Source organism: Microlunatus ginsengisoli (assembly GCF_039537205.1).
GTDB lineage: Bacteria > Actinomycetota > Actinomycetes > Propionibacteriales > Propionibacteriaceae > Microlunatus > Microlunatus ginsengisoli.
On record NZ_BAABAB010000026.1, the window covers coordinates 132,800 to 158,980 of the forward strand.

Below are 26,181 nucleotides of genomic sequence, written 5' to 3' on the forward strand. Positions count from 1 at the left end.
GTGAAAATCTCGCTTAACCTGAGGGGTTCGGTTCAGGATGTGAGACAACAGGCTCGGATAGGGTCGGAACCGTGCCAGCACCGGATCGACGCCGGATCATCCTCGACTGCGACCCCGGTCACGACGACGCCATCGCCATCCTGCTGGCCCACGGCAGCCCTGCGATCGAGCTGGTCGCGATCACCACCGTGGCGGGCAACCAGACCCTTGCCAAGGTGACTCGCAACGCTCGCGCCGTCGCCGAGCTGGCCGGCATCCGCGACGTACCGATCGCCGCCGGCTGTCTGCGTCCGCTGGTCCGCGAGCACGCGACCGGTGCCGACATCCACGGGGAGTCCGGTCTGGACGGTCCGGACCTGCCGGAGCCGGTCGAGCCCGTCGATCCGCGTCACGCCGTCGACCTGATCGTCGAGACGGTGATGTCGGAACCGGCGCAGAGCATCACCCTGGTGCCGATCGGGCCGCTGACCAACATCGCGCTGGCCGTCCGGCGCGAGCCGCGGATCGCCGAGCGGGTGCGCGAGGTTGTGCTGATGGGCGGCGCCTACCACCGCGGCAACCGGACTCCGGTGACGGAGTTCAACATCGGTGTCGACCCCGAGGCGGCGCACATCGTGTTCAACGAGCCGTGGCCGTTGACCATGGTCGGGCTGGAGGTCACCCACCAGGCACTGGCGACCCCGGACGTGCTGGCCCGGATCGCCGCGATCCAGGGCCGGGCCGCCCGGTTCGTGCTCGACCTGCTCGACTTCTACGGTGGCACCTATCGCGAGCGACAGGGGTTCGCGGCGCCGCCGGTGCACGACCCGTGCGCCGTGGCGTATGTGATCGACCCCGCCGTGTTGACCGTACGGCCGACCGTGGTCGACGTCGAGCTGTCCGGCCGGCTCACCACCGGCATGACGGTGGCCGACCTGCGCTCGACGGCGCCCGAGTCGTGTCACACTCACGTGGCGACCGGCCTCGATCGAGACCGCTTCTGGGACCTGGTGGTCGAGGCTCTCGCCAACGTGCCCTGACGCCTGTCGGGGCAGAGCCGGAGGTACGCGGAATGGAACCCAACGACCGGGTGGCCGTGGTGGGGTCGCTGAACGCCGACCTGACCGTTCGGGTCGAGCGCTTCCCGCAGCCGGGGGAGACCCTGCACGGCTCGGAGCTGGTGGTGGCGCCCGGCGGCAAGAGCTCCAACACGGCGGCCGCCGCGGCCATGCTCGGCTCGGCCGTCCGGCTGGTCGGCGCCGTCGGCGAGGACGACCACGGCACTTTCCTGCTGGCCCGGGCACGGGAGGCCGGAGTCGACGTCGGGGGCGTACGTCGGCTGAGCGGCCGGGCGACCGGCACCGCGATGATCGTGGTCGACGAGGCGGGAGAGAACACCATCATCGTCTCGCCGGGCGCGAACGGAGCGCTGTCCCCGGACCTGGTCGACGCCGCCGCGCTCGGCTCGCCGGCCGTGCTGTGCCTGTGTCTGGAGGTGCCGCTCGACACGGTGCGGGCCGCCGCGGCCGCGGGTCGGGAGGTCGGGGCGACGGTGGTGCTGAACCTGTCGCCGTACGTGCCGGTCGACCCGGGATTGCTGGCGCTGACCGACGTCCTGCTGGTCAACCGCACCGAGGCCGCGCTGCTGCTCGGCGCGCCGGCGCTGCCGGAGGACCCGGCCGAGTGGCCCGACCTGCCGGTACCGCGGGCGGTGGTGACCCTCGGCGGTGACGGCGCGGTGGTGCTGGACCGGACCGCTCCGGAGGCCGCCGGTGGTGGCGCGGGGCGGGTCGTGCCGATCGCGCCGACCCGGGTCGACGTGGTGGACACCACCGGCAGCGGAGACGCCTTCACCGGCGCCCTGGCCCACCGGCTCGCTCGCGGCGACTCCCTGCTCGATGCCGCCCGCTTCGCCGCCCGCGCCGGCGCGCTGGCCGCCACCCGCCCCGGCGCCCAGTCCAGCTACAGCGCGCTCACCGGCCTCGAGCCCTGACCGTCCTCCGAAACCTGACCGTCCTCCGAGACTTCGCATAGGTTTCGCGTCCTCGCATGGGCAATAGTCTGTGCAGAGCGTGCCAAGGTATGCGAACTTCGGTTGGTGGGGAGCGGAGCGACCGGCGCTGTCTGGACGATCGAGGGAGCGCCGCCATTGCGGGGCGAGCGGCAGCCACGCTCGATCGGGCGGCGGTGAGTGAGGGAGGAAGACAGCGTCCGTGGGAGCGGAGCGGGCGCGAGCCGGAGAACCCTCGGCGAGCGTCGGTCAGCGCAGCGACCGGCGCTGTCTGGACGATCGAGGGAGCGGCCGCCACAGTGGGGCGAAAGCGGCAGCCAGGCTCGATCGGGCGGCCGTGAGTGAGGGAGGAAGACAGCGTCCGTGGGAGCGGAGCGGGCGCGAGCCCGAGAACATTGTCGGTGCGGTCTCCTAGGATCCCGATGTGTCCGAGACGCCCGCGCTGCCCGTCGCCCGCGTGGCGCTCGACGTCTCGCTGGCACACCTGGATCGCCCGTTCGACTATGCGGTCACCGCCGAGCAGGATCTGCTGGCCGTGCCGGGCGCCCGGGTTCGGGCCCGGTTCGCCGGCCGGCTCCGGGACGGTTTCGTGCTGGAACGGGTGGCCGCGAGTGAGCACGGCGGCGATCTCACCGCGCTGCACAAGGTGGTCTCTGCCGAACCGGTGCTGAGCGCCGAGGTCGCGAGCTTGATCCGGGCGGTTGCCGATCACTACGCCGGCACGTTCGCGGACGTGATGCGGCTCGCGGTCCCGCCACGGCACGCCGCGACCGAGCGGGCGAGCCGGCCGGAGCCGCCGCCGGCACCGGACGTCGCCGCGCTGGCCGGCCCGCTCGCGCACTACCCGAGCGGCGCCGGTCTGCTGGACGCGATCCGCGCCGGGGCCGGCGCCCGGGCGGCCTGGCAGACGATTCCGACCTCCGACCCGGCGGGCGACTGGGCCGAGGGTCTGGCCGAGGCCGCGCGAGCCTGTGTCGACGGCGGCCGGGGTGCCGTGCTGGTGGTCCCGGATCACCGGGATCTGGCCCGGTTGACGCAGGCGTGCACCCGCTGGCTCGGCACCGGCCGGTTCACGGTGCTGAGCGCCGACGCGGGCCCGTCCGCGCGCTATCGGGCGTTCCTCGCCGCCGCCCGCGGGGACGTACCGGTGGTGATCGGGACCCGGGCCGCGGCGTTCGCGCCGGTCGGCAAGCTCGGCCTGGTCGCGCTCTGGGACGACGGGGACGACCTGCTCGCCGAGCAACGCGCGCCGTATCCGCATGCGCGCGACGTGCTTGCCCTGCGGGCCGCCCAGACCGGCTGCGCGGTGCTGTTCGCCGGCTATGCCCGGACCGCGGAGATCGAGCAGTGGGTCGCCGACGGTTGGCTGCGCGAGCTGGCCGCATCGCGCGCCGACGTCCGCCGGGAAGCCCCGGCGGTGCGGGTCAGCGCCGCCAGCGACTTCTCGCTCGCCCGCGACCCGCTGGCTCGGCAGGCCCGGCTGCCGCACGAGGTGTTCGAGCTGATGCGCGCCGCGCTACCGCAGGGTCCGGTGCTGGTCCAGGTGCCGCGCGCCGGTTATCTCGTCGCGCTGGTCTGCCAGGACTGCCGCGAGCCGGCCCGCTGTGGTTTCTGTGACGGCCCTCTCCGCGGTACGTCCGCGGCGCTCGGCGCGCTCAGCTGCGGCTGGTGTGGCCGGCCGCAGGGGGAGTGGCGCTGCCCGATCTGCGACGGCTCGCGGGTCCGGGCTCCGGTGGTCGGCGCGACCCGCACGGCCGAGGAGCTGGGCCGCGCCTTTCCGCAGACCCCGGTCCGGCGCTCCGCCGCCGGGCACGTCCTGGACGAGGTGCCGGCCGGCACGTCGATCGTGGTGGCGACCCCGGGCGCCGAGCCCGATGTCGACGGCGGCTATGCAGCGGCGGTGCTGCTGGACACCCAGCTGTTGTTGTTGCGGCCGGATCTGCGCGCCGGTGAGGAATCGCTGCGACGCTGGCTGCGAGCGACCGCGCTGGTCCGGCCGGGCGCCGACGGCGGCTCGGTGCTGGCCGTCGGCGACTCCTCCGGTCGGGCGTTGCAGGCTCTGGTCCGGGTCGACCCGGCCGGTTTCGCGGCCCGGGAGCTGGCCGACCGGGCCGATGCCCGGTTCCCGCCGGCCGCCGTGCTGGTCAGCCTCGAGGGTCCGCCTGCCGCGCTGGCCGAGCTGCTCGACCTGGTCGAGCTGCCGGAGGGTGCCGAGGCCCTCGGTCCGGTCGACCTGCCGCCCGGTGCATCCGGCGACCCGCTGCAGCGGCTGCTGCTTCGCGCGCCCCGCGCCCGGCGGACGACGTTGACCCGGGCGGTCAAGGGCGCCCTGGGCGTCCGCAGCGCGCGCAAGAGCGAGGGCGCGATCCGCTGCCGCGTCGATCCGGTGGAGATCAGCTGAGCCCGGTCGTCCGCTCTGTACACTCCCGGGGTGCGTATCGTCTTCGCCGGCACACCCGAGGTCGCCGTCCCCGCGCTGCAGGCACTGCTGGCCTCCCGGCACACCGTCATCGCGGTCGTGACCAGGCCGGATGCCCCGGCCGGCCGCGGTCGTACGCTCCGCCCGAGCCCGGTCGCCGAGCTGGCCGCCGAGCACGGGCTGGAGGTGCTGAAACCGGAGCGGGTGCGCGACGAGGACTTCCTCGTCCGGTTGCGCGAGCTGGCTCCGGACTGCTGCCCGGTGGTGGCGTACGGCGCGCTGCTGCCCCAGGCGGCACTGGACATCCCGCCTCGCGGCTGGGTGAACCTGCACTTCTCCGTGCTGCCGCGCTGGCGCGGCGCCGCGCCGGTCCAGCACGCCGTGCTGGCCGGCGACACGGCCACCGGTGCCACCACCTTCCGGATCGTCCGGGCCCTCGACGCCGGCCCGGTGTTCGCCACCCATACCGAGCCGATCGGCCCGACGGACACGTCCGGCGACCTGCTCGGCCGGCTCGCGGTGAGCGGCGCGCAGCTGCTCGTGGAGACCCTGGACGGGATCGAGGAGGGCCGGCTGGAGGCGATCCCTCAGCCCGAGGACGGCGTCACGGTCGCCCCCAAGATCACCGTCGAGGACGCCTCCATCGACTGGTTCGACTCCGCGGAGAAGATCGACCGGCTGATCCGCGGCTGCGCCCCGGCCCCCGGCGCCTGGACCACCTTCCGGGGCGAGCGATTCAAGATCAACTCGGCGTTGCCGAGCGGCGCCGACGACCTGGATCCCGGTTCGGTCGAGGTGACCAAGCGGGCGCTTCGGGTCGGCACCGCCGACGGCTCGCTCGTGCTCGGCGAGGTCAAGGCCCAGGGCAAGAAGCCGATGGCGGCCGCCGACTGGGCCCGCGGTGTCTCGTGGACCGGCGACGACCGCTTCGGCGGATGACCGACCCGATCTCGGATCCCCTGGAGCGGTTCGGATCCGTTGCACCGGATCCGAAGCCGCACAGGGGATCCGAGATCCGCGCGGTGCCCGGGTCGGCGCGGTGAGTCCGCGGCCACCCGACCGCGCCCGGCGGCTCGCGTTCGACGCGCTCCGGGCGGTCAACGGCGAGGGCGCGTACGCGAATCTCGTCCTGGGTCGGCTGCTCGCCGAACGCAGGCTCGACCCGCGCGACGCCGCCTTCGCCACGGAGCTGACCGCGGGCACCTGCCGGCGGCAGGGGACGTACGACCTCGTGCTGGAGCGGGCCGCCGGACGGCGGACCGGGTCGCTCCAGCCCGCCGTGCTGGACCTGCTGCGGCTCGGAACCCACCAGTTGCTCGGCATGCGGGTTCCCGCGCACGCCGCGGTCGCGGCCACCGTCGACCTGGCCGCCGCGACGGTCGGGCACCGGGTTCGAGGCCTGGTGAACGCCGTGCTGCGCAAGGTCGCCGGGCGGGACTGGGAGGGCTGGGTCGAGGAGCTGAGCGCCGGCGCCGACCGGTCCACCGCACTCGGCATCCGGCACGCGCACCCGCGCTGGATCGTCGAGGCGTTCGCGGAGCTGCTGCCGGCCGACGAGCTCGAGCCGGCGCTGGCCGCGGACAACGCGAGCCCGGTGCCGAGCCTGGTCGTCCGCCCGGGGCTGGTCGACGTCGCCGAGCTGCTGGCGGCCGGGGCGACGCCGGGCCAGTGGTCGCCGTACGCCGCCGGTTGGGACGGCAATCCTGCGGACGTGGCCGCGGTGGCACAGGGCCGAGCCGGGGTCCAGGACGAGGGCTCGCAGCTCGTCGCCTGGGGTCTGACCAGGCCGAATGCCGCGGCCGGACGGTGGCTCGACCTGTGCGCCGGGCCGGGCGGCAAGTCGGCGCTGCTGGCCGGCCTGTCCCGGGCGGACGGCAGCCGGTTGCTGTCGGCGGAGCTGAGCGTGCACCGGGCTGCCCTGGTCGCCGCCGCCCTGCGTGGCTATCCCGGGGAGACGAGTGTCGTGGTCGCCGACGGCACCCGGCCGGCCTGGCGGCCTGCCGCCTTCACCCGGGTGCTGGCGGACGTGCCGTGTACGGGTCTCGGCGCGCTGCGCCGGCGCCCCGAGTCGCGCTGGCGCCGGACGCCGACCGACCTGGACGTGCTGGTCCCGCTGCAGCGGGCGTTGCTGACGTCCGCGCTGGACGCCGTCGCCGCCGGCGGGCTGGTCGGTTACGTCACCTGCTCACCGCATCGCCGCGAGACGGCCGAGGTGGTGGAGTCGGTGCTGGCGCGGCGTGGCGATGTGGCCCTCGTGCCGGCGGCCGAGGTGCTGCCCGGTCTTCCCGGCGCCTATCTCGGCGACTACCTCCAGCTCTGGCCCCATCGGCACGGCACGGACGCGATGTTCGCGGCGTATCTGCGGCGGGAGGGCTGACGTTCTCGACGAGCCGACGTCCGCGCGGTCGGCCGCCGGGCCCGTCGATAGAGTCGGGCCGTGGTCATCCGGATCCTGCCGAGCATCCTGTCTGCCGACTTCGCGAACATCCAGCGCGACATCGAGGCCATCGCCGGCGCCGACGGCGTGCACGTGGACGTGATGGACAACCATTTCGTGCCGAACCTGACCCTGGGCCTGCCGGTGGTCGAGTCGATCCGCAAGGCGACGCCGGCGCTGCTGGACATCCATCTGATGATCGAGAACCCGGACCGTTGGGCGCCGGCCTTCGCCGAGGCCGGCGCGGAGTCGGTGACCTTCCACGTGGAGGCGGCGCATGCGCCGATCAGGCTGGCCCGCGAGCTGCGCTCCCAGCGGGCCCGGGCGGGGATGGCGCTGAAACCGGCGACCCCGATCGAGCCGTACGCGGATCTGCTGCCCGAGCTGGACATGGTGCTGATCATGACGGTCGAGCCCGGTTTCGGTGGTCAGAAGTTCCTCGACCTGTGCCTGCCGAAGATCGAGCGGACCCGCAAGCTGATCGACGCCTCCGGGGGCGACATCTGGCTGGAGATCGACGGCGGCGTGTCGGTGGAGACCATCGAGCGCTGCGTGGCCGCCGGTGCCGACACGTTCGTGGCCGGCTCCGCGGTCTTCGCCGCCGACGACCCCGACGCGATGGTCGCCACCCTCCGCGACCTTGCCGATGCAGAAGCTCCCCGCTGAGGGTCGTTAGCGAAGCGGGACTTACGAGTCGCGGCGGCGGAGGTAGCGCTCGAACTCGGCGGCGATGGCCTCGCCGGACGCCTCGGGCAGCTCGGTCGCGTCCTGGCTGGCCTCGAGGTTGCTGACGTACTCGGCCACCTCGGAGTCTTCCGCGGCCAGCTCGTCCACGCCCCGCTCCCAGGCCTTGGCCAGGTCCGGCAGGTCGCCGAAGTCGATCGGGGCGTCGATCATCCGCTCCAGCTGGGACAGCAGGGCGTACGTCGCCTTGGGGCACGGCGGATGGGCGACGTAGGCCGGCACGGCCGCCCACAGCGACAGGGTCGGCACGTCGATCCGGCCGAGCGCGTCGGACAGCACGCCGACGATGCCGGTCGGGCCCTCGTACGTCGACGGCAGCAGCCCCAGCTGCTCGCCCAGCTCGATCGACGAGCTGGAGGTCGAGACGGGGATGGGCCGGGTGTGCGGGATGTCGGCCAGCAGCGCGCCGAGCAGGTGCACCCGCTTGACGTCGGCGGAGGTGAGTGCCGATGCCACCAAGGCGGAGAACTGCCGCCAGCGCATGTTCGGCTCCGGTCCGCGGACCAGCAGCAGGTCGCGCCCGTTGCCGAGCCGCCCGACGTGCAGCTCGGTGGTCGGCCAGAGCAGCTCGCGCTGCCCGCTCTCGTCCAGCTCCACCTGCGGCCGGTTCACCTGGAAGTCGTAGAAGTCGTCCGGGTCAAGCGCGAACGCCAGCTCCACGTCGTAGGTCTCGGCGAGGTGGTCGACCGCGGCCGAAGCGGCGGATCCGGCGTCGTTCCAGCCCTCGAACGCTGCCACCACGACCGGATCGTGGAGGTCGCGCAGCTGGCGCTCGATCGACGGATCCATGCGCACCACCCTAGTCGGCAACCGGTGAGATATCCGGACCCGCCGGGACCCGTCGGCCTATCCTCGTCGGGTGCCCGAAGACCTGCGTTCCGCTCTCGCCCGTCGCGTCGTGATCGCGGACGGGGCGATGGGCACGATGCTGCAGGGCTACGAGCTCGAGCTGGAGGACTTCGAGCAGCTGGAGGGCTGCAACGAGGTGCTCAGCGTGACCCGGCCGGACGTGGTCCGGGCCATCCACGACGCCTACTTCGCGGCCGGGGTGGACGCGGTCGAGACCAACACCTTCGGCGCCAACCTGTCCGCGCTGGGGGAGTACGACATCGCCCACCGGATCTCCGAGCTCGCCGAGGCGGCGGCGCGGATCGCCCGCGAGTCGGCCGACGCGGCCAGCACCCCGGACCGGCCCCGCTGGGTGCTGGGCAGCGTCGGTCCCGGCACGAAGCTCCCGACGCTGGGCCATGTCCGGTTCGCCCAGCTGCGGGACGCCTACGCCCAGCAGGTCGAGGCGATGCTCGCCGGCGGCATCGACGCGGTGCTGATCGAGACGTCGCAGGACCTGCTGCAGACCAAGGCGGCCACGCTGGGCGCCAAGCACGCGCTGCGCGCCACCGGCGCCGACGTACCGATCGTGGTCAACGTGACCGTCGAGACCACCGGCACCATGCTGCTCGGGTCGGAGATCGGCGCGGCGTTGACGACGCTCGAACCGCTCGGCATCGACCTGATCGGGCTGAACTGCGCCACCGGCCCGGCCGAGATGAGCGAGCACCTGCGGCACCTGTCCAAGCACGCCCGGATCGGCCTGGCCTGCATGCCGAACGCCGGCCTGCCGCAGCTCACCGCCGACGGTGCCCGCTACCCGCTGACCCCGGTCCAGCTGGCCGACGCGCTGGAACAGTTCGTCGGCGAGTTCGGCCTGGGCCTGGTCGGCGGCTGCTGCGGCACGACGCCGGAGCACCTGCGGCAGGTGGTGGAGCGGTTGCACGGTCGCGAGCCGGCGAGCCGGCAGCCGAGCCCCCAACCTGCCTCGGCGAGCCTGTACGCCGACGTCCCGTTCCGGCAGGACACCAGCTACCTCTCGATCGGCGAGCGGACCAACGCCAACGGCTCGAAGGCGTTCCGCGAGGCCCTGCTGGAGGAGCGCTGGGACGACTGCGTCGAGATCGCCCGGGCGCAGATCCGCGACGGTGCCCACCTGCTGGACCTGAACGTCGACTACGTCGGGCGCGACGGGGCCGCGGACATGCGCGAGCTCGCCTTCCGGCTGGCCACCGCGTCCACCCTGCCGATCGTGATCGACTCCACCGAGCCCGCGGTTCTGCAAGCGGGCTTGGAGTGTCTGGCCGGGCGCAGCGTGGTCAACTCGGTCAACTACGAGGACGGCGACGGTCCGGACTCGCGCTTCACCAAGATCATGAAGCTGGTCGTCGAGCACGGTGCGGCGGTGATGGGGCTGACCATCGACGAGGAGGGTCAGGCGCGCACCGCGGACTGGAAGCTGCGGGTCGCCGAGCGGCTGATCGCCGACCTGACCGGCAACTGGGGGCTGCGCACCGACGACATCGTGATCGACTGCCTCACCTTCCCGATCGCCACCGGGCAGGAGGAGACCCGCCGCGACGGGATCGAGACGATCGAGGCGATCCGCGAGCTGAAGCGCCGCCATCCGGCCGTTCAGACCACCCTCGGGCTGTCGAACATCAGCTTCGGGCTGAACCCGGCGGCCCGGGTCGTACTGAACTCGGTGTTCCTGAACGAGTGCATCGAGGCCGGCCTGGACTCCGCGATCGTGCACGCGGCCAAGATCGTGCCGATGGCCCGGATCCCTGCCGAGCAACGGGAGTGCGCGCTCGACTTGGTGTACGACCGGCGCCGGCCGGCGATCGATCTTGCCGACGGTGGGACCGAACCCGCGTACGACCCGCTGCAGCGGTTCCTGGAGCTGTTCGAGGGCGTCACCACCGCCGACACCAAGGCCGAGCGGGCCGCCGAGCTGGCCAAGCTGCCGGTCGGCGAGCGGCTCCAGCGCCGGATCATCGACGGGGAGGGTAAGGGCCTCGACGCCGACCTGGAGCTGGCGATGGCCGACGGCAAGACCGCGCTGGAGATCATCAACACCGACCTGCTGGCCGGGATGAAGGTGGTCGGCGAGCTGTTCGGCTCCGGCCAGATGCAGCTGCCGTTCGTCCTCCAGTCGGCCGAGGTGATGAAGACCGCGGTGGCGTTCCTGGAGCCGCACATGGAGGCGACCGACGACCGTGGCAAGGGCACCATCGTGCTGGCCACGGTGAAGGGCGACGTCCACGACATCGGCAAGAACCTGGTCGACATCATCCTCACAAACAACGGCTACACGGTGGTGAACCTCGGTATCAAGCAGCCGATCGGCGCCATCCTGGACGCCGCCGACGAGCACCGGGCCGACGCGATCGGGATGTCCGGGCTGCTGGTCAAGTCGACGGTGGTGATGCGGGAGAACCTGGAGGAGATGAACACCAGGGGAGTCGCGACCGCCTACCCGGTGTTCCTCGGCGGCGCCGCGCTCACTCGCGCCTACGTCGAGCAGGACCTGCGCGAGGTCTTCGCCGGCGAGGTGCGCTATGCCCGCGACGCGTTCGAGGGGCTCCGGCTGATGGACGCCTTGATGGCGGTCAAGCGCGGCGAGGAGGGGGCCGCGCTGCCCGCGCCGCGGGAGCGCCGGGTCAAGGCGGCCACCCGGCCGGCGCCGGCCGAGGCCGAGGCTGCGCTGCCCGCCCGCTCCGACGTGGCCGTCGACATCGACGTACCGACGCCGCCGTTCTGGGGCGACCGGATCGTGAAGGGCATCTCGCTGGCCGACGTGGCGACGTACCTGGACGAGCGGGCGACGTTCATGGGCCAGTGGGGGCTGAAGGGCAGCCGGGACGGGATCTCGTACGACGATCTCGTCGAGGCCGAGGGCCGGCCCCGGCTGCGGGCCTGGCTGGACCGGATCCAGACCGACAAGATCGCCGAGTTCGCGGTCGTCTACGGCTACTGGCCCTGTTACAGCAGCGGCGACGACTTGGTCGTGCTGCAGCCGGGCGGCGAAGTGGCCGACCCGGCCGCGGAGCTGTTCCGGTTCAGCTTCCCGCGGCAGCGCCGGCCACGCTACCTGTGCCTGGCCGACTTCTTCCGCGACCGAGCGCTGGCGATCGCCAAGGGACCGGACGTGGTCGCGTTCCAGCTGGTCACCATGGGTGCCCAGGTGGCGAAGGCGACCGCGGAGCTGTTCGAGCGGAACGCGTACCGGGACTATCTGGAGCTGCACGGGCTGAGCGTCCAGCTGACCGAGGCGCTGGCCGAGCTGTGGCACGACCGCGTCCGCGCCGATCTGGGCCTCGCCGGCGACAACGGCGATGTCGACGCCATGATCCGCGACCAGGCCTATCGGGGCTCGCGCTACTCCTTCGGCTACCCGGCCTGCCCCGACCTGGAGGATCGGCGCAAGCTGGTGGCCCTGCTGAAGCCGGAACGGATCGGGGTCGAGCTGTCGGAGGAGCTCCAGCTGCACCCGGAGCAGTCCACCGATGCGATGGTGGTGCACCACCCCGAGGCGAAGTACTTCAACGCCCGCTGACGCCCGTTCCTGGTGGGCTCGCGCCCCTCTGAGACCTTCACTTTCCCCCGCAGCCCGGACGCACTCCGCACCCGGGAGGTCGATTCCGCACCTGCCCGCGGGGTGCGGAGTCGCCGTGTGAGGTGCGGAGTGCAGGAGCCTTGCTGGCCGGGCTATGCGAAGCGGGACGGCAGATCGCGGAGGCGCGGCGGGCCGGTTGACGAAGCTCACGCGGGGCGGATTTTCCAGCGACGCGCTCCGGCTGGGACAATGGCTGGGCCATGAATGATCCCGCCTCGACCATCGATCCGCCCCGCACCGTCTCGCAGGCCCAGCGCCCGGCCGCGGTGCTATGGGACTTCGACGGCACCTTGGCCGACACCGAGCCGCTGTGGATCAAGGCCGAGTTCGCGCTGGTGGAGTCGCTCGGCGCCACCTGGTCCTACGAGCATGCCGAGTACATGGTGGGCAACTCGCTGCTCGATTCCGGTGCCTACATCCTGCAGGTGATCGGGCGGCCCGATCTCGAACCGGCGTGGGTGGTCGACCGGCTGATCGAGCAGGTCGTCGCCGAGCTGGACGAGCAGCCGATCCCGTGGCGGCCCGGCGCGCTGGAGCTGCTGCAGACGCTGAACGACGCCCGGATCCCGTGCGCTCTGGTGTCCGCCTCCTACCGGGTCATCCTCGACGCCGTGCTCCGCCGGCTGCCGTACGGCCGCTTCACCGAGTCCGTCGCCGGCGACGAGGTGAGCCTCGGCAAGCCCGATCCGGAGCCCTACCTGCTGGCCGCCGAGCGGCTGGGCGTCCGAGCCAGGGACTGCGTGGTGATCGAGGACTCGGCCAACGGCGCGGCCTCCGGCAACGCCTCCGGGGCGCTGGTGCTCGCCGTCGAGACGTACGTCCACGTGCCCCGGGTGACGCGCCGGGTGCACCGCGACACCCTGGTCGGGCTCGGCGTGGACGATCTCGCCGGGCTGCTCGGTCAGGCGAATGCCACTGCCTAGCCGGCGCGGCGGGCCGGCGGTCGTTGCCGCCGTGCTCGGCGCTGCCCTGCTGATCGCGGGCTGCGACGCCGTCGACCCCAGCCCCGCGCCGAGCAGCGCCAGCCCGTCCGCACCGCGCCCGTTCACGGTGATGTCCACCGACGCGATCCGGACCACCGATCCGGCCGCGGTCACCGACGCGGCGTCGGCCATGCTCTCGCTGAACGTGTTCCAGCGGCTGATGACGGCACCGCCGGGGGAGCAGACGCCCAAGCCGGACGCGGCCAAGGACTGCCTGTTCACCACCACGACGACGTACACCTGCACGCTGAACAAGGACATGCAGTTCGTCAACGGCGACGCGCTGACCTCGAGCGACGTCAAGTTCTCGATCCAGCGCGCGATCCGGCTGGCCGTCCCGGGCTCGTCGGCCGGGCTCTTCTCCTCGTTGCGCCGGATCGAGACGCCCGACGACCTGACCGTCCGGTTCGTGCTCAGCCAGCAGGACACCCAGTTCGTCTGGGCGCTGGCCTCGCCGGCGGCCTCGATCGTGGACGAGCAGGTGTACGACGCCGACGAGGTCCGTGCGAACGACCGGCCGGTCGTCGGCTCGGGCCCGTTCGGGGTCACCTCGTTCTCCGGTGGGGTGCTGAGCCTCGGCCGGTTCCGGTTCTACGTCGGTTTCAACCCCGCCCGGGAGGACACGCTGGTGTATCGCACCGCGGCCGACTCCGCGACCATCGAGGACGCGATGGCGAAGGGCAGGGTCGACGCGGTGTGGCGTGGCCTGGACGCGGCCGCGGTGACCCGCTACGGGGGCCAGGTCGCCCAGAACGCCGACAAGCTGACCAGCGACGGTTTCACCATGACTGACTACACCGGCCTGCGGGTGAAGGAGCTGTTCTGGTCGCCCAGCTCCTCCCACCGCTCCAACAAGGCCCTGCGTCAGGCGATCGCCGTGTCGCTGCAGGGTGACCGGACGTTGCAGTCGGTCATCCCCGGCGGCATTCCGGGTCACATCACCGCGTTCCCGGCGGGCGGCAAGGCGACCCCCAAGGTCACCTGGAAGCGCCGGATCAGCCTCACGCTGTCCTACAGCTCCACCGATCCGGACGCCCGCGACCAGGCCAACCAGATCCGGACCCGGCTGGAGGACACCGGCGGGATGAGCATCCGGGTCCGTGCCGACGACGCCCGCGCCGACCTCAGCCTGGTCGACTACAAGGCGTGGACGGCGACCCCGCTGGCCTGGCTCCAGCCCTATCTCGCCTCGCCGCTGCCGGAGTCGGCGACCAAGATCGACACCCTGGTCGAGGCGTTCCGCCAGGCCACCGAGCCAAAACAGGCCGACGCCCTGCTCGCCCAGCTCCAGCGCCAGGCGGCCCAGGACCTGACGATCCTGCCGATCAGCCAGGCCGACGAATACTCCTTCAGCGCCGAGGGCACCGATATCGCCGCAGCATCGTTCGGGCCGGGCTGGCAGCTCGGCTACTTCGGGATGGGCAAGTCGTGAGCGAGGCGGATTCGGGTCCGGCGGCGCTCTCCGGGGTCCGGACTGGCCCGCTGGTCGCCGGCGAGCGGGTCACCCTGAGCGACCCGAAGGGCCGCCGGCACTCCGTGCTGCTCGCGCCCGGTGCCGTCTTCCACACCGCCAAGGGCGGGATCGCCCACGACGACCTGATCGGCGGGCCGGAAGGGGTGGTGGTCGCCTCCAGCGGCGGTACCGACTATCTCGCGCTCCGCCCGCTGCTGGAGAACTTCACCGTGACCATGCCGCGCGGCGCGGCCGTGGTCTACCCGAAGGATGCGGCCCAGATCCTGATGGGCACCGACATCTTCCCCGGCGCCCGGGTGCTGGAGGCCGGGGCCGGCTCCGGCGCGCTGACCTGCGCCCTGCTCCGGGCGATCGGGCCGACCGGCCGGCTCTACTCGTACGAACGGCGCGAGGACTTCGCGGCCATCGCCCGGCGGAACGTGACCACGTTCTTCGGTCGCGACCACCCGGCCTGGGAGCTGCGCGTCGGCGATCTGGTGGAATCGATCGGTCCCGAACCGGTGGACCGGGTGGTGCTGGACATGCTCGCCCCCTGGGAGTGCCTACCGGCGGTCGCGGCCGTGCTGCAGCCGGGCGGGGTGCTCTGCTGCTATGTCGCCACCACGCCCCAGCTGAGCAACACGGTGGAGACCATCCGGGCGTACGGCGGCTTCACCGAGCCGGAGGCGACGGAGTCGATCGTCCGGCCCTGGCACGTCGAGGGGCTGGCCGTCCGGCCCGGGCACGGCTCGACCGGGCACACCGGGTTTCTGGTCTTCGCCCGCCGGCTGGCGCCCGGCGTGGTCGCGCCGGCTCGCAAGCGGCGCCCGGCGCCCGGTGCCTATGGCGAGAATTACACGGGTCCGAGGCCCACTCGCGGGTAGGGTGATCGCACTAGGAGGTGTGCGATGACCGGAACACCGCAGGAGCCCTCGGGCTTCGGACATCGGTCGGCAGACAGCGAACGCGAGGCGCTGCTTGCTCAGGTCAACGCGCTCAACGACGAGCTCGAACGGCTTCGGGACCGAGTTTCCTCGCATCCGCACGACCTGGCCATGCTGGAGCGGCGCCTCGCCGATGCGCGGCAGGACGCCCGGACGACGGCGGCCAACAACGAACGGCTCGCCGCGACGCTGCGCGAGGCCCGTGAGCAGATCGTCACCCTCAAGGCCGAGGTCGACCGGTTGGCTCAGCCGCCCGCGAGCTTCGGTGTGTTCATCGCCGCGGCCGAGGAGCACACGGCCGACATCTTCACCGCCGGCCGCAAGATGCGGGTCAGTGTCAGTCCGGACGTCGATCTGGAAGCACTGACGCCGGGCCGCGAGGTGATGGTCAACGAGGCGCTGAACGTGGTCGACGTGCTCGAGTTCGACGAGGTCGGCGAGGTCGTCTTGCTGAAGGAGGTGCTCTCCGACGGCGAGCGGGCGCTGGTGGTCGGCCACGGCGACGAGGAGAGCGTGGTCCGGCTCGGCTGGGACCTGCGCCAGCACCACCTGCGCAGCGGCGACTCGCTGTTGATCGACCGGCGGGTGCACTTTGCGTACGAGCGGATTCCGAAGCTGGACGTCGAGGAGCTGGTGCTGGAGGAGGTGCCGGACATCGACTACTCGGTGATCGGCGGTCTCGGCAACCAGATCGAGCAGATCCGCGACGCGGTGGAGCTGCCGTTCCTGCACAAGGACCTGTTCGCGACCTATGAGCTGAAGGCGCCGAAGGGCATCCTGCTCTACGGACCGCCCGGCTGCGGCAAGACCTTGATCGCCAAGGCCGTGGCGAACTCGCTGGCCAAGAAGGTCACCGAGCGGACCGGCGAGGAGGGGCGCAGCTTCTTCCTCAACATCAAGGGTCCGGAGCTGTTGAACAAGTACGTCGGCGAGACCGAGCGGCACATCCGGCTGGTCTTCCAGCGGGCGCGCGACAAGGCCTCCGACGGGATGCCGGTGATCGTCTTCTTCGACGAGATGGACTCGCTGTTCCGCACGCGTGGCTCGGGAGTGTCCTCCGACGTGGAGAACACCATCGTGCCTCAGCTGCTGAGCGAGATCGACGGCGTCGAGGGCCTGGACAACGTGATCATCATCGGTGCCTCGAACCGCGAGGACATGATCGACCCCGCGATCCTGCGACCGGGTCGATTGGACGTCAAGATCAAGATCGAGCGGCCCGACGCGGAGGCCGCCCGGGAGATCTTCAGCAAGTACCTGACGCCCACGCTTCCCTTGCACCACGAGGATCTGGCGGAGTTCTCCGACGATCCCGAGCGGTGCGTGCGCGGCATGATCGAGCGGGTCGTCACCCGGATGTACGAGGAGTCGGAGGAGAACCAGTTCCTCGAGGTCACCTATGCCGGCGGCGACAAGGAGGTCTTGTACTTCAAGGACTTCAACTCCGGCGCGATGATCCAGAACATCGTGGATCGCGGCAAGAAGATGGCGATCAAGGACCAGCTCGACACCGGCGTCGGTGGGCTGCGGATCGGTCATCTGATGCAGGCCTGCGTCGACGAGTTCGCGGAGAACGAGGACCTGCCCAACACCACCAACCCCGACGACTGGGCCAAGATCAGCGGCAAGAAGGGGGAGCGGATCGTCTTCATCCGGACCCTCATCTCGTCCAAGAAGGGCACCACCGCCGGGCGGTCGATCGACACGGTCACCAACACCGGGCAGTATCTCTGAGGGCTGCGCGGTGCTCGGCCGCGCTCGAGACCGCTCGTTCGTCGCGTTCCGTGTGGGGCGGAAAAGCATGTCCCACACGGAACGCTCCTGCACTCCCGGTCGCGCGGCCTGCGCTCCGCTCCGCCCTCGTCGGGTACCTGCCTGACCGGGTTTGCGTCGCGGCGTACGTGCCCTGAGCCTGTCGAAGGGTGCTCGCGTCGCTGTGCTGGACGTGCCGAGCGCGTCGCTGTGCTGGACGTGCCGAGCGCGTCGCTGTGCTGGACGTGCCGGGCGCCAACGTTTGGGGACACTCGCGCCGGTCTGGTGCGGCGGCGTCGGCGGGTCGGCGACATTTCGGGACACTCGGGCTGATCTGATGGCCGAGCACCCGCGCGCTGATTTCGCAACCCCGTCAGAAAGTCTGTGGATAACTTCTGAGCGCGGCTCGAAGCCGTCGAGGATCTCCGGCATGACCTTCGACCCGACCGTCCCCTTCACTCGCGCCGAGGCACTCGCCGCCGGCCTGACCCCCGCCACACTCGCCGGCCCCCGCTACCGCAGGCTGTTCCACGCCGTCTACGTCGCTCGCGGACCGATCGGGGTCCACCAGCGGGGTGCCGGCGCTTTGCGGGTCTGTCCGCCCGGCGCCTTTCTCAGCCATGCGACGGCGGCGGCGCTCTGGGGCGGTGTCGCACCGGATACGTCGGAGACCCACGTCACCGTTCCGCCCGACAGCCACCGGTCGAAGCGGCAGGGGATCGTGGCGCACCAGGCCGACGGCGTACGTCCGGTGCGGCATCGCGGGCTGCCCGTGTCGAGCCCGACCCGGGCCTTCGTCGAGGTGGCGTCGACGTCTCGCAACCTGATCGAACTGGTCGTCCTCGGCGACTCGCTCGTCGCCGCGCGACGGACGACACCAGGGGAGTTGGTCGAGGCCGCCGACACCTACACCGGACGAGGGGCGCACCTCGCCCGGCGGGCCGCCGCGCTGGTCAGGCCGGGCGTCGACTCGCCCACCGAGACACGACTCCGATTGCTGATCGTGCTCGGCGGTCTGCCGGAACCAGAGGTGAACCGCATCGTCCGGCATGACGACGGGGCGTGGCGACGGCGCTTCGACCTGAGCTATCCGGGCCACCGGCTGATCGTGGAGTACGACGGTCGCCAGCATGTCGACGTACGCGCTCAGTGGGCCGCCGATCTCAAGCGCCGCGAGGAGCTGGAGCGAGACGGCTGGACCCTGGTGGTGATCACCGGAGCCGACCTGTTCGGCGACCCGGAGGGCACGTTGGAGCGGATCCGGAGGGCGCTCGCCGACCGCGGCTGCCGCACCCCGCGGCGCGCGCCCGCCCAGTGGTACCGCCTGTTTGCCCCGATCAACAGGGCGGCCGCCTGATCCGTCCGACGGATGGGCCCGAGTGTCCCGAAATGACGCCGACACGCCGGTGGTGACACGTCAAACGGGCGCGAGTGTCCGCAAACGTCGGCCGGGGTCGGGGTCGGGGCCGGGGCCGGCTCGAGAGGCGACCTCAGCCGACGGACGGCACCCGCGCGAGCGACTCGGCCACCAGGGCGTCCAGCTCGGCATCGGTGGTCTCGCTGTCCGACACCGCGCCGGCGAGATAGGCGCCGTAGGCCGGCAGGTCCAGGTGGCCGTGCCCGCACAGGGCGGTGAGGATTACCTTCTCCTCACCGGTCTCGGCGCAACGCCGGGCCTCCTCGATCGCGGCCGCGAGCGCGTGGGTCGGTTCCGGCGCCGGGACGATCCCCTCGGTCCGCGCGAAGAGCACGCCGGCGGCGAAGCACTCCGACTGCGGCTTGGCCACGGCACCGATCTCGCCGGTCTCGTACAGGTGCGAGATCAGCGGGCTCATCCCGTGGTAGCGCAGCCCACCGGCGTGGATCGGGTCCGGGATGAAGTCGTGCCCGAGGGTGTGCATCTTCATCAGCGGCGTCATCCCGGCGGTGTCACCGAAGTCGTACGCGTACCGGCCACGGGTGAGCGACGGGCACGCGGACGGCTCGACCGCCAGCACCGAGGGCGACATCCGACCCGCCCACTTCTCCCGCAGGAACGGGAACATCAGGCCGCCGAAGTTCGAGCCGCCGCCGGTGCAGCCGACCAGCAGGTCCGGCGTCTCGCCGATCTGGGCGAGCTGCAGCAGGGCCTCCTCGCCGATGATCGTCTGGTGCAGCAGGACGTGGTTCAGCACACTGCCGAGCGCGTACTTCGTGTCGGGATCGGATGCGGCGACCTCGACCGCCTCGCTGATCGCGATGCCGAGGGACCCGGTCGAGTCGGGGTGCTCGGCCAGGATGGCCCGGCCGGCCGCGGTCAGGTCGGACGGGCTGGGATGCACGGTCCCGCCGAAGGTCTCGATCATCAGCCGCCGGTACGGCTTCTGGTCGTACGAGGCGCGCACCTGCCAGACCTCGCACTCCAGCCCGAACTGGCTGCACGCGAAGGCCAGCGCGGTGCCCCACTGGCCGGCGCCGGTCTCGGTGGTCAGCCTGCGGACTCCCGCGGCCGCGTTGTAGAACGCCTGCGGCACGGCGGTGTTCGGTTTGTGCGAGCCGGCCGGGGAGACGCCCTCGTACTTGTAGTAGATCCGCGCCGGGGTGCCCAGGGCCTTCTCCAGCCGGTGCGCACGGAACAGCGGGGATGGCCGCCACAGCCGGTAGACGTCCAGCACCTCGCCCGGGATCTCGACGTACTGCTCGGTGGTGACCTCCTGCTCGATCAGGGCCAGCGGGAACAGCGGCGCCAGATCGTCCGGCCCGATCGGCGCCAAGGTGCCGGGATGCAGCGGTGGCGGTGGCGGCGTCGGCAGGTCGTGCAGCACGTTGTACCACCGGGTCGGCATCTCGTCCTCGGACAGGATGATCTTGTGCTGCAACGCTGCCATGCCGAACCCCCGAGCTCGCTGGACGGTGAGGTAACGCCGATCCTAGTCCCGCCGCTCGTCTCAGCGGTCGCAGCCACCGTCCTTGTCCGGCCTGGTGTGCGGCCGGGCGATATCCGCGATTCCCTTGTACGCATAGGGATCCTCGCCGGCGACCAGGACGATGTCGCGGTAGTCGTGCTTGCCGACGTGGGTACCGGCCGGCGGCGTCATCCAGGGCAGCAGCGACTCCGCGCTCATGTAGTGATTCGCCAGCGCCCGGCGAAATCCGTGCCGGCCGGAGTTCTGCAGCGACCGGTGCAGCAGGTAGCCGTTGAAGATCACCGCGCTGCCCGCCGGGATCTCCACCGGGATCGCGTCGGCGTCGCTGTGGGGGAAGTCGTACGCCTCGATCGAGCAGTCGAAGCCGGGTGCGTCCTGCTCGCGGTCCGGGTAGAGCACGCCGCGCCGGTGCGAGCCCGGCAGCACCCACAGGCAGCCGTTCTCGACCGTGGCGTCGTCCAGCGCGATCCAGACCGCGGTCAGCGAGCGGTCGCGGGTCGGGATGAAGTACTCGTCCTGGTGCCACGGCTGACCGGGCTTGCCCTCGGACTTCACGAACAGCATCGACTGCATCGCCTTGACGTTCGGCCCGATCACCGCGGTCAGCGCGTCGACGATCCGGGGCTGGGCCAGCATCGACGCCACCACCGGCGAGACCTTGTGCGGTTGGTGAATGCAGAGGAAGCGGCGGAGTGCGTCCTCGTCGCCGGCCGGCGGCTGGTCCGGCCCGGTCCGGTCCACTCCGGCGACCTCGCCCAGCTCGCCGCGGCACAGCCGCACGGCCTCGTCGTTCACCGCCGCGACCTCGACCCCGCTCAGTGCCGCGTCGAGGACGACGAATCCATGAGTCCGGAACGACGCGACCAGGTCCGGTCCCGCCGCGCCGAACGTGTGGGCATCGAGCAGGCTCGCGGTGCCGGCGGCCGTCATGCCGGGACTCCGGTCCGCGCCCGGCGCCTGGCCCGGGCGAGCAGGTGGCAGACCAGCCGCCAGCCGAGCAGCAGGATCGCGAGGGTGATCGCGGTGACCAGCACGAACGAGACCGCGATGGTGGCTCCGGAGAGCACCCTCAGCACCATCCCGCCGACGACGGTGCAGGCCCAGATGACCAGGCCGCCGACGTACGACCCCGGCCGCCGCCAGGCGCGGGCCGCGATGGTGCCGATGGCCGCCCCGGCCAGGAACGGCCACGCGGTGTGCCAGGTGCCGCCGAGGTCGGTCAGCTCGCCGTGGCTGAGCCGTCCGATCACGGCGAAGGCCGACACCGCCAGCCCGTCGATGAGCGCCGAGGTCCAGAACTTCACTCCGGGAACACTACGCTGACCCCATGAGTCAGCAGGTCTCGAAACTGGTCCGGGTGATGGGGATCGAGACCGAGTACGGGATCAGCGCGCTCGGCGGCAGGGGCGAGGACGACCTGCACCCGATGCAGCTGTCGAACCACGTGGTGAAGGCGTACGGAGCCGCGGTGGAGGGGGCAGGCTCGGGCGGCGGCGGCACCCGCCCCGCGGGTTGGGACTACGAGACCGAGACGCCGTTGCGGGACAGCCGCGGCTACGAGGTCAGCCGCGGCCAGGCGCACCCGGATCAGCTCACCGACGCGGACCTGGGGATGGCGAACCTCATCCTGTCCAACGGCGCGCGGCTGTACGTCGATCATGCCCACCCGGAGTACTCCGGTCCGGAGGTCACCGGCGCGCTGGACGCGGTCCGCTTCGACAAGGCCGGCGACGCGATCATGGCGCTCGCGGCTCAGCGCGCCTCGGTGTCGCTGGGACGCTCGGTCCGGCTGTACAAGAACAACACCGACGGCAAGGGCGCCTCCTACGGGACGCACGAGAACTATCTGCTCGACCGGGCCACGCCGTTCGACCGGGTGGTGACCCAGTTCTCGGCGTTCCTGATCTCGCGGCAGGTGATCACCGGGGCCGGCCGGGTCGGGCTCGGCCAGAACAGCCAGCAGCCGGGGTTCCAGATCAGTCAGCGGGCCGATTTCTTCGAGGCCGAGGTCGGGCTGGAGACCACCCTCAACCGGCCGATCATCAACACCCGGGACGAGCCGCACGCCGACGCCACCCGGCACCGCCGGCTGCACGTGATCACCGGCGACGCGAACCTGTCGGAGGTCTCGACGTACCTGAAGGTGGCCACCGCGTCCTGGGTGCTGAGGGTGATCGAGGCCGGCCAGCTCGGCCGTGACGTCCGGGTCGAGGGCCCGGTCAGCGCCATGCGGGCGGTCAGCCACGACCTCGGGCTGAGCCGGCTGCTGACCCTGCACGACGGGACCCGGCTGACCGCGCTGGACCTGCAGGAGTTGTATCTGGAGCGCTGCCGCGGCTTCGCCGACACGGTGTCCGCGGACCTCGGGGAGAGCGCCTGGCTGGAGGCCAAGGACGTGTTCGCCCGCTGGCAGGACACCATCGACGCGCTCCGCGAGGACCCGTTCCGGCTGGCCGACCAGCTGGACTGGGTGGCGAAGCTGAAGCTGATGGACTCCTACCGGGAGCGCGACGGTCTCGGCTGGGACTCCCCGAAGCTGGCCCTGATCGACCTGCAGTACGCCGACGTGGATCCGCGGCGCGGGCTCTACCACGCCCTGGTCGCGAAGGGCCGGATGCAGCGGCTGCTGACCGACGACGAGGTCGAGCGGGCCCGGACCACGCCGCCGGAGGACACCCGGGCGTACTTCCGCGGCCGGGTGATGGAGAAGTACGGCGCCGACGTGGTGGCCGCGTCCTGGGACTCGGTGATCTTCGACGTGCCGGGCCGGCCGGCGCTGCAGCGGGTGCCGCTGCTCGACCCACTCCGCGGCGGTCGTGAGCAGGTCGGCGCGATGCTCGACGAGTGCGCCGACGTCACCGCGCTGTTCGCCGCCCTCGGCCGCTGACGGCCACCGCCGGGCACCCTGCACACCCGACGCCGCACCACCGGGAAACTGTGCAGCTCTCGCACTCCTGGGCGGCGTGTCGCTGCCAGAACTGCACAGTTTCGCGGGAGTGGGTGCGCGGGAGGGGAGCGAGGAGAGGGGAGGAGAGGGGAGGGGAGTGACGAGGGGCGCCGGCTCGGGATGATCGGGTCGTGGCCAATTCCGAGCGATGTCGGTGCCGTTGACTAGGCTTGGCGCAGGCGGCGGGCAGGTGCTCGCCGCGCCCGTCGCAGGCAGGAGGTCAGCCAGATGGCCGAGTCAGGTCAGCAGCGCCGTGTGCGCCGGTCGGAGGACACCGAGGTCGAGGAGCTCGCGCCCACCGACACCGCCCACAAGGCCGAGCTGGACTCCGAGGTCGACTCGCTGCTGGACGAGATCGACGACGTGCTCGAGGTGAACGCCGAGGAGTTCGTCCGCTCGTTCGTGCAGAAGGGCGGCCAGTGACAGATCGCCGACCCAGCGGCGGCCTGTCTCCGGCGTTCCTGAGCGCCGGCACGTCGTCCTTCGTCGACTTCGCCGCCGCCGTCGCTCCCGAGGTGTTGCCCACCTCGCGGACCGTGGCCGACGGCGTGGGGGCGCTCAGCCCGCACGGCACGACCATCGTGGCCGCCACCTTCCCCGGCGGCGTGGTCGTCGCCGGCGACCGGCGGGCGACGATGGGCAACATGATCGCCCAGCGCGACATCGAGAAGGTATTCGCCGCCGACGAGTTCTCCATCATCGGGATCGCCGGCGCGGCCGGCATCGCGGTCGAGATGGTCGGGCTGTTCCAGGTGGAGCTGGAGCACTACGAGAAGATCGAGGGCGCCCCGCTGTCGCTGGTGGGCAAGGCCAACCGGCTGGCCACGATGATTCGGCAGAACCTCGGGCTCGCGCTGCAAGGACTCGTCGTCGTGCCGCTGTTCGCCGGCTGGGACGAGACGACCGGCGAGGGCCGGATCTTCTCCTACGACGCGACCGGCGGTCGTTACGAGGAGCACGCGTTCTTCTCGGTCGGCTCCGGCTCGGTGTTCGCCCGCGGCTCGCTGAAGAAGCTCTATCGGCCCGACCTCAGCCCGGTCGACGCCGCGATGGCGGTGGTCCAGGCGCTGTACGACGCCGCCGACGACGACTCCGCCACCGGCGGTCCCGACCTGACCCGGCAGATCTTTCCGGTGGTGATGACCGCCACCCTCGACGGGGTCTCGCGGATGCCGGACAGCCAGGTCGCCGACCTGGTGAATGCCCTGGTCGCGCGCCGCATGGTGCGCCCCGACGGCCCGGAGGCCCCCCTCACATGAGCATGCCGTTCTACGTCGCTCCCGAGCAGCAGATGAAGGACCGGGCCGACTTCGCCCGGAAGGGGATCGCCCGCGGTCGCTCGGTGGTGGTCCTGCACTACGCCGACGGCATCTTGTTCGTCGCCGAGAACCGGTCCCAGTCGCTACACAAGGTCAGCGAGATCTACGACCGGATCGGGTTCGCCGCCGTCGGCCGGTTCAACGAGTTCGAGAACCTGCGCCAGGCCGGCATCCGCTATGCCGACCTGCGCGGCTACAGCTACGACCGCTCCGACGTCACCGGGCGCGGGCTCGCCAATGCGTACGCCCAGCTGCTCGGCACGATCTTCTCCGCCGGCGGCGAGAAACCGTACGAGGTGGAGATCGTCGTCGCCGAGCTCGGCGGCGATGCGGCGGCGGACCAGATCTATCGGCTGACCTACGACGGCTCGGTCCAGGACGAGGAGAACTTCGCCGTGATGGGCGGCTCGGCCGACAACATCGCCGAGTCGGTCAAGCGGGGGTTCGCGCCCGGACTCGACCTCGGGGCGGCGGTTCGGCTTGCGGTCGATGCGCTCGCCGCCGACGGCGGGCCGAACGCGACGCCGCGCGAGCTCGGAGTCGACGCGCTCGAGGTCGCGATCCTGGACCGGACCCGTTCGCAGCCGCGGAAGTTCCGCCGGATCCGGGGCGAGCGGCTCGCCGCGCTGCTGGCCACGGACCCGCCGACGCCGCCCTCGTGAGCCGTGAGGCGGTCGTCGTCGGAGCCGGCCTGATCGGCACCTCGATCGGCCTCGCGCTGACCGCCGCGGGCTGGGGGGTGCACCTGCGCGATCGGGTGATCAGTCATGCCCGGGTGGCGGAGGGACTCGGCGCGGGGACCGTGGACCCACCGGTCAGCCGCGAGGTCGCGCTCGTTGTGGTGGCCGTCCCACCACGGGCGCTCGGCGAGGCGATCGGGCACGCCCTGCACAGCTACCCGTGCGCGACCGTGACCGACGTGGGCTCGGTGAAGGCCGGCGTGCTGGCCGCGCTGTGGGACCGCCAGGCCGGTCTGGAGCGCTACGTCGGCTCGCACCCGATGGCCGGCTCGCAACACTCGGGTCCGCTGGCGGCCCGGGCCGACCTGTTCGCCGACCGGACCTGGGTGATCACTCCGCACCGCCGGTCGGCACCGTCCAGCGTCGCGGTGGTGCACGAACTGGTCCAGGCCTGCGGCGCCCGCGAGGTGGTGATGGACGTCGAGGAGCACGACGCGGCCGTGGCCAGCGTGTCGCACCTGCCGCAGCTGATGTCGACCCTGACGGCGGGCACGCTGACCGACGTACCGGACACCCATCTGGCGCTGGCCGGGCCGGGCCTGCGCGATGTCACCCGGATCGCGGCCAGCGACCCGGTTCTCTGGGAGCAGATCATCGCGGCCAACCAGGCCGCCGTGCTGGACCGGCTGCGCGGCGTCCGGATGAGCCTCGACACGCTGATCACCGCGATCGAGTCGACCGCGGACCGCGACGAGTTGCGCCGCCAGTTCGAGCGCGGCGTCGACGGCACCCGGAAGATCCCGGGGAAGCACGGCCGGGCCCCGGCGACGTACGGCCAGGTCGTGGTGGAGATCCCCGACGCCCCCGGAGCGCTGGCGAAGCTGTTCGCCGACGTCGGCGCGGCCGGGGTCAACGTCGAGGACATCGCGATCGAGCACGACCAGGTGCGCCAGGTCGGCTACCTCGCCCTCTCGGTCACCCCCGACCAGGTCGCCGGTCTGGAGCGGACCATGCGCGACGGTGGCTGGGTGGTATCGAGTTGACTGCTCGTCTCTGATTGCTCCGCTCGGGCAAGCCCTCGCTCCGCGCTCCGCTGCGCTGTTCTGATTGCTTCGCTCGGCAAGCCTCGCTCCGCGCTCCGCTGCGCTGTTCTGATTGCT

Annotated in this window: 20 protein-coding genes and 1 pseudogene; 17 read left to right on the forward strand and 4 right to left on the reverse strand. The window is 71.8% G+C overall.

The genetic code is table 11. The annotated features are described in order from the left end of the window. Positions 1-71 precede the first annotated feature (71 nt). From uriH to rpe, 6 genes are all read left to right on the forward strand, one after another. Positions 72-1,019, forward strand: coding sequence for a uridine-preferring nucleoside hydrolase UriH (uriH, locus tag ABD747_RS18175; protein WP_344807189.1), 948 nt, complete (start codon positions 72-74; stop codon positions 1,017-1,019). A gap of 32 nt (positions 1,020-1,051) precedes the next feature. Then, positions 1,052-1,972, forward strand: coding sequence for a ribokinase (locus ABD747_RS18180; RefSeq protein WP_344807191.1), 921 nt, complete (start codon positions 1,052-1,054; stop codon positions 1,970-1,972). A 442-nt stretch (positions 1,973-2,414) separates the two neighbouring features. Then, positions 2,415-4,391 carry a primosomal protein N' gene (locus ABD747_RS18185; protein WP_344807193.1) on the forward strand — a complete coding sequence of 659 codons (1,977 nt, stop codon included), beginning with the start codon at positions 2,415-2,417 and terminating at the stop codon, positions 4,389-4,391. 30 nt (positions 4,392-4,421) lie between these two features. After that, positions 4,422-5,348: a methionyl-tRNA formyltransferase gene (gene fmt, locus ABD747_RS18190; protein ID WP_344807195.1), complete on the forward strand. Its 927-nt coding sequence runs from the start codon at positions 4,422-4,424 to the stop codon at positions 5,346-5,348. A 100-nt stretch (positions 5,349-5,448) separates the two neighbouring features. Beyond that, complete coding sequence (locus ABD747_RS18195; RefSeq protein WP_344807197.1) at positions 5,449-6,786, forward strand: RsmB/NOP family class I SAM-dependent RNA methyltransferase; 1,338 nt, start codon at positions 5,449-5,451, stop codon at positions 6,784-6,786. Between the two features lie 60 nt (positions 6,787-6,846). Beyond that, a complete protein-coding gene (gene rpe / locus ABD747_RS18200) occupies positions 6,847-7,512 on the forward strand; it encodes a ribulose-phosphate 3-epimerase (protein ID WP_344807199.1) in 666 nt (221 codons plus the stop codon). Between the two features lie 21 nt (positions 7,513-7,533). Here rpe and ABD747_RS18205 read toward each other — a convergent pair whose 3' ends face one another. Then, the gene (locus ABD747_RS18205; protein WP_344807201.1) at positions 7,534-8,379 is read right to left on the reverse strand and encodes a PAC2 family protein; all 846 of its coding nucleotides are present in this window, start codon (positions 8,377-8,379) and stop codon (positions 7,534-7,536) included. Between the two features lie 70 nt (positions 8,380-8,449). Here ABD747_RS18205 and metH point away from each other — a divergent pair, with 70 nt between their 5' ends. The 6 genes and pseudogenes from metH to ABD747_RS18235 all read left to right on the forward strand — a co-directional run bounded on the left by metH (position 8,450) and on the right by ABD747_RS18235 (position 18,526). Further along, positions 8,450-11,977: a methionine synthase gene (gene metH / locus ABD747_RS18210; protein ID WP_344807203.1), complete on the forward strand. Its 3,528-nt coding sequence runs from the start codon at positions 8,450-8,452 to the stop codon at positions 11,975-11,977. A gap of 260 nt (positions 11,978-12,237) precedes the next feature. Then, positions 12,238-12,960 (forward strand): HAD family hydrolase, encoded by a 723-nt coding sequence (locus ABD747_RS18215; RefSeq protein WP_344807205.1) that lies wholly within the window; start codon positions 12,238-12,240, stop codon positions 12,958-12,960. After that, a complete protein-coding gene (locus ABD747_RS18220; protein ID WP_344807207.1) occupies positions 12,947-14,452 on the forward strand; it encodes an ABC transporter substrate-binding protein in 1,506 nt (501 codons plus the stop codon). The genes ABD747_RS18215 and ABD747_RS18220 overlap by 14 nt, the downstream gene beginning before the upstream one ends. Before the next feature lie 5 nt (positions 14,453-14,457). After that, positions 14,458-15,357, forward strand: a pseudogene (locus ABD747_RS18225) (tRNA (adenine-N1)-methyltransferase); the annotation flags it as partial. A gap of 24 nt (positions 15,358-15,381) precedes the next feature. Continuing rightward, positions 15,382-17,151: a proteasome ATPase gene (gene arc / locus ABD747_RS18230; protein WP_344807209.1), complete on the forward strand. Its 1,770-nt coding sequence runs from the start codon at positions 15,382-15,384 to the stop codon at positions 17,149-17,151. 448 nt (positions 17,152-17,599) lie between these two features. Continuing rightward, positions 17,600-18,526 carry a DUF559 domain-containing protein gene (locus tag ABD747_RS18235; protein ID WP_344807211.1) on the forward strand — a complete coding sequence of 309 codons (927 nt, stop codon included), beginning with the start codon at positions 17,600-17,602 and terminating at the stop codon, positions 18,524-18,526. A 133-nt stretch (positions 18,527-18,659) separates the two neighbouring features. On the opposite strand, the gene ABD747_RS18240 is transcribed toward ABD747_RS18235, so the two are convergent. The 3 genes from ABD747_RS18240 to ABD747_RS18250 are packed head-to-tail and all read right to left on the reverse strand — an operon-like array spanning position 18,660 to position 21,379. Beyond that, a complete protein-coding gene (locus ABD747_RS18240) occupies positions 18,660-20,036 on the reverse strand; it encodes a TrpB-like pyridoxal phosphate-dependent enzyme (protein WP_344807213.1) in 1,377 nt (458 codons plus the stop codon). 60 nt (positions 20,037-20,096) lie between these two features. Next, the gene (locus ABD747_RS18245) at positions 20,097-21,005 is read right to left on the reverse strand and encodes a phytanoyl-CoA dioxygenase family protein (protein WP_344807215.1); all 909 of its coding nucleotides are present in this window, start codon (positions 21,003-21,005) and stop codon (positions 20,097-20,099) included. Next, positions 21,002-21,379, reverse strand: a complete 378-nt coding sequence (locus tag ABD747_RS18250) for a DUF3054 domain-containing protein (protein ID WP_344807217.1) — start codon at positions 21,377-21,379, stop codon at positions 21,002-21,004. Before ABD747_RS18250 ends, ABD747_RS18245 begins: the two co-directional genes overlap by 4 nt. Before the next feature lie 23 nt (positions 21,380-21,402). Between ABD747_RS18250 and dop the strand changes: the two genes are divergently transcribed. From dop to ABD747_RS18275, 5 genes are all read left to right on the forward strand, one after another. Continuing rightward, positions 21,403-22,962 carry a depupylase/deamidase Dop gene (gene dop / locus ABD747_RS18255; RefSeq protein ID WP_344807219.1) on the forward strand — a complete coding sequence of 520 codons (1,560 nt, stop codon included), beginning with the start codon at positions 21,403-21,405 and terminating at the stop codon, positions 22,960-22,962. A 288-nt stretch (positions 22,963-23,250) separates the two neighbouring features. After that, positions 23,251-23,445: a ubiquitin-like protein Pup gene (locus ABD747_RS18260; protein ID WP_344807221.1), complete on the forward strand. Its 195-nt coding sequence runs from the start codon at positions 23,251-23,253 to the stop codon at positions 23,443-23,445. Further along, a complete protein-coding gene (prcB, locus tag ABD747_RS18265; protein ID WP_344807223.1) occupies positions 23,442-24,281 on the forward strand; it encodes a proteasome subunit beta in 840 nt (279 codons plus the stop codon). Before ABD747_RS18260 ends, prcB begins: the two co-directional genes overlap by 4 nt. Beyond that, positions 24,278-25,003 carry a proteasome subunit alpha gene (prcA, locus tag ABD747_RS18270; RefSeq protein WP_344807225.1) on the forward strand — a complete coding sequence of 242 codons (726 nt, stop codon included), beginning with the start codon at positions 24,278-24,280 and terminating at the stop codon, positions 25,001-25,003. Before prcB ends, prcA begins: the two co-directional genes overlap by 4 nt. Continuing rightward, positions 25,000-26,064, forward strand: coding sequence for a prephenate dehydrogenase (locus ABD747_RS18275; protein ID WP_344807227.1), 1,065 nt, complete (start codon positions 25,000-25,002; stop codon positions 26,062-26,064). Before prcA ends, ABD747_RS18275 begins: the two co-directional genes overlap by 4 nt. Positions 26,065-26,181: the final 117 nt, after the last annotated feature.

Excerpts from the sequence above, each read along its gene's own strand:
- ABD747_RS18180 (WP_344807191.1), top strand. The coding sequence starts at position 1,052 with ATGGAACCCAACGACCGGGTGGCCGTGGTGGGGTCGCTGAACGCCGAC.
- ABD747_RS18205 (WP_344807201.1), bottom strand. The coding sequence starts at position 8,379 with ATGGATCCGTCGATCGAGCGCCAGCTGCGCGACCTCCACGATCCGGTC.
- ABD747_RS18215 (WP_344807205.1), top strand. The coding sequence starts at position 12,238 with ATGAATGATCCCGCCTCGACCATCGATCCGCCCCGCACCGTCTCGCAG.
- ABD747_RS18220 (WP_344807207.1), top strand. The coding sequence starts at position 12,947 with ATGCCACTGCCTAGCCGGCGCGGCGGGCCGGCGGTCGTTGCCGCCGTG.
- arc (WP_344807209.1), top strand. The coding sequence starts at position 15,382 with ATGACCGGAACACCGCAGGAGCCCTCGGGCTTCGGACATCGGTCGGCA.
- ABD747_RS18235 (WP_344807211.1), top strand. The coding sequence starts at position 17,600 with ATGACCTTCGACCCGACCGTCCCCTTCACTCGCGCCGAGGCACTCGCC.
- ABD747_RS18240 (WP_344807213.1), bottom strand. The coding sequence starts at position 20,036 with ATGGCAGCGTTGCAGCACAAGATCATCCTGTCCGAGGACGAGATGCCG.
- ABD747_RS18245 (WP_344807215.1), bottom strand. The coding sequence starts at position 21,005 with ATGACGGCCGCCGGCACCGCGAGCCTGCTCGATGCCCACACGTTCGGC.
- dop (WP_344807219.1), top strand. The coding sequence starts at position 21,403 with ATGAGTCAGCAGGTCTCGAAACTGGTCCGGGTGATGGGGATCGAGACC.
- ABD747_RS18260 (WP_344807221.1), top strand. The coding sequence starts at position 23,251 with ATGGCCGAGTCAGGTCAGCAGCGCCGTGTGCGCCGGTCGGAGGACACC.
- prcA (WP_344807225.1), top strand. The coding sequence starts at position 24,278 with ATGAGCATGCCGTTCTACGTCGCTCCCGAGCAGCAGATGAAGGACCGG.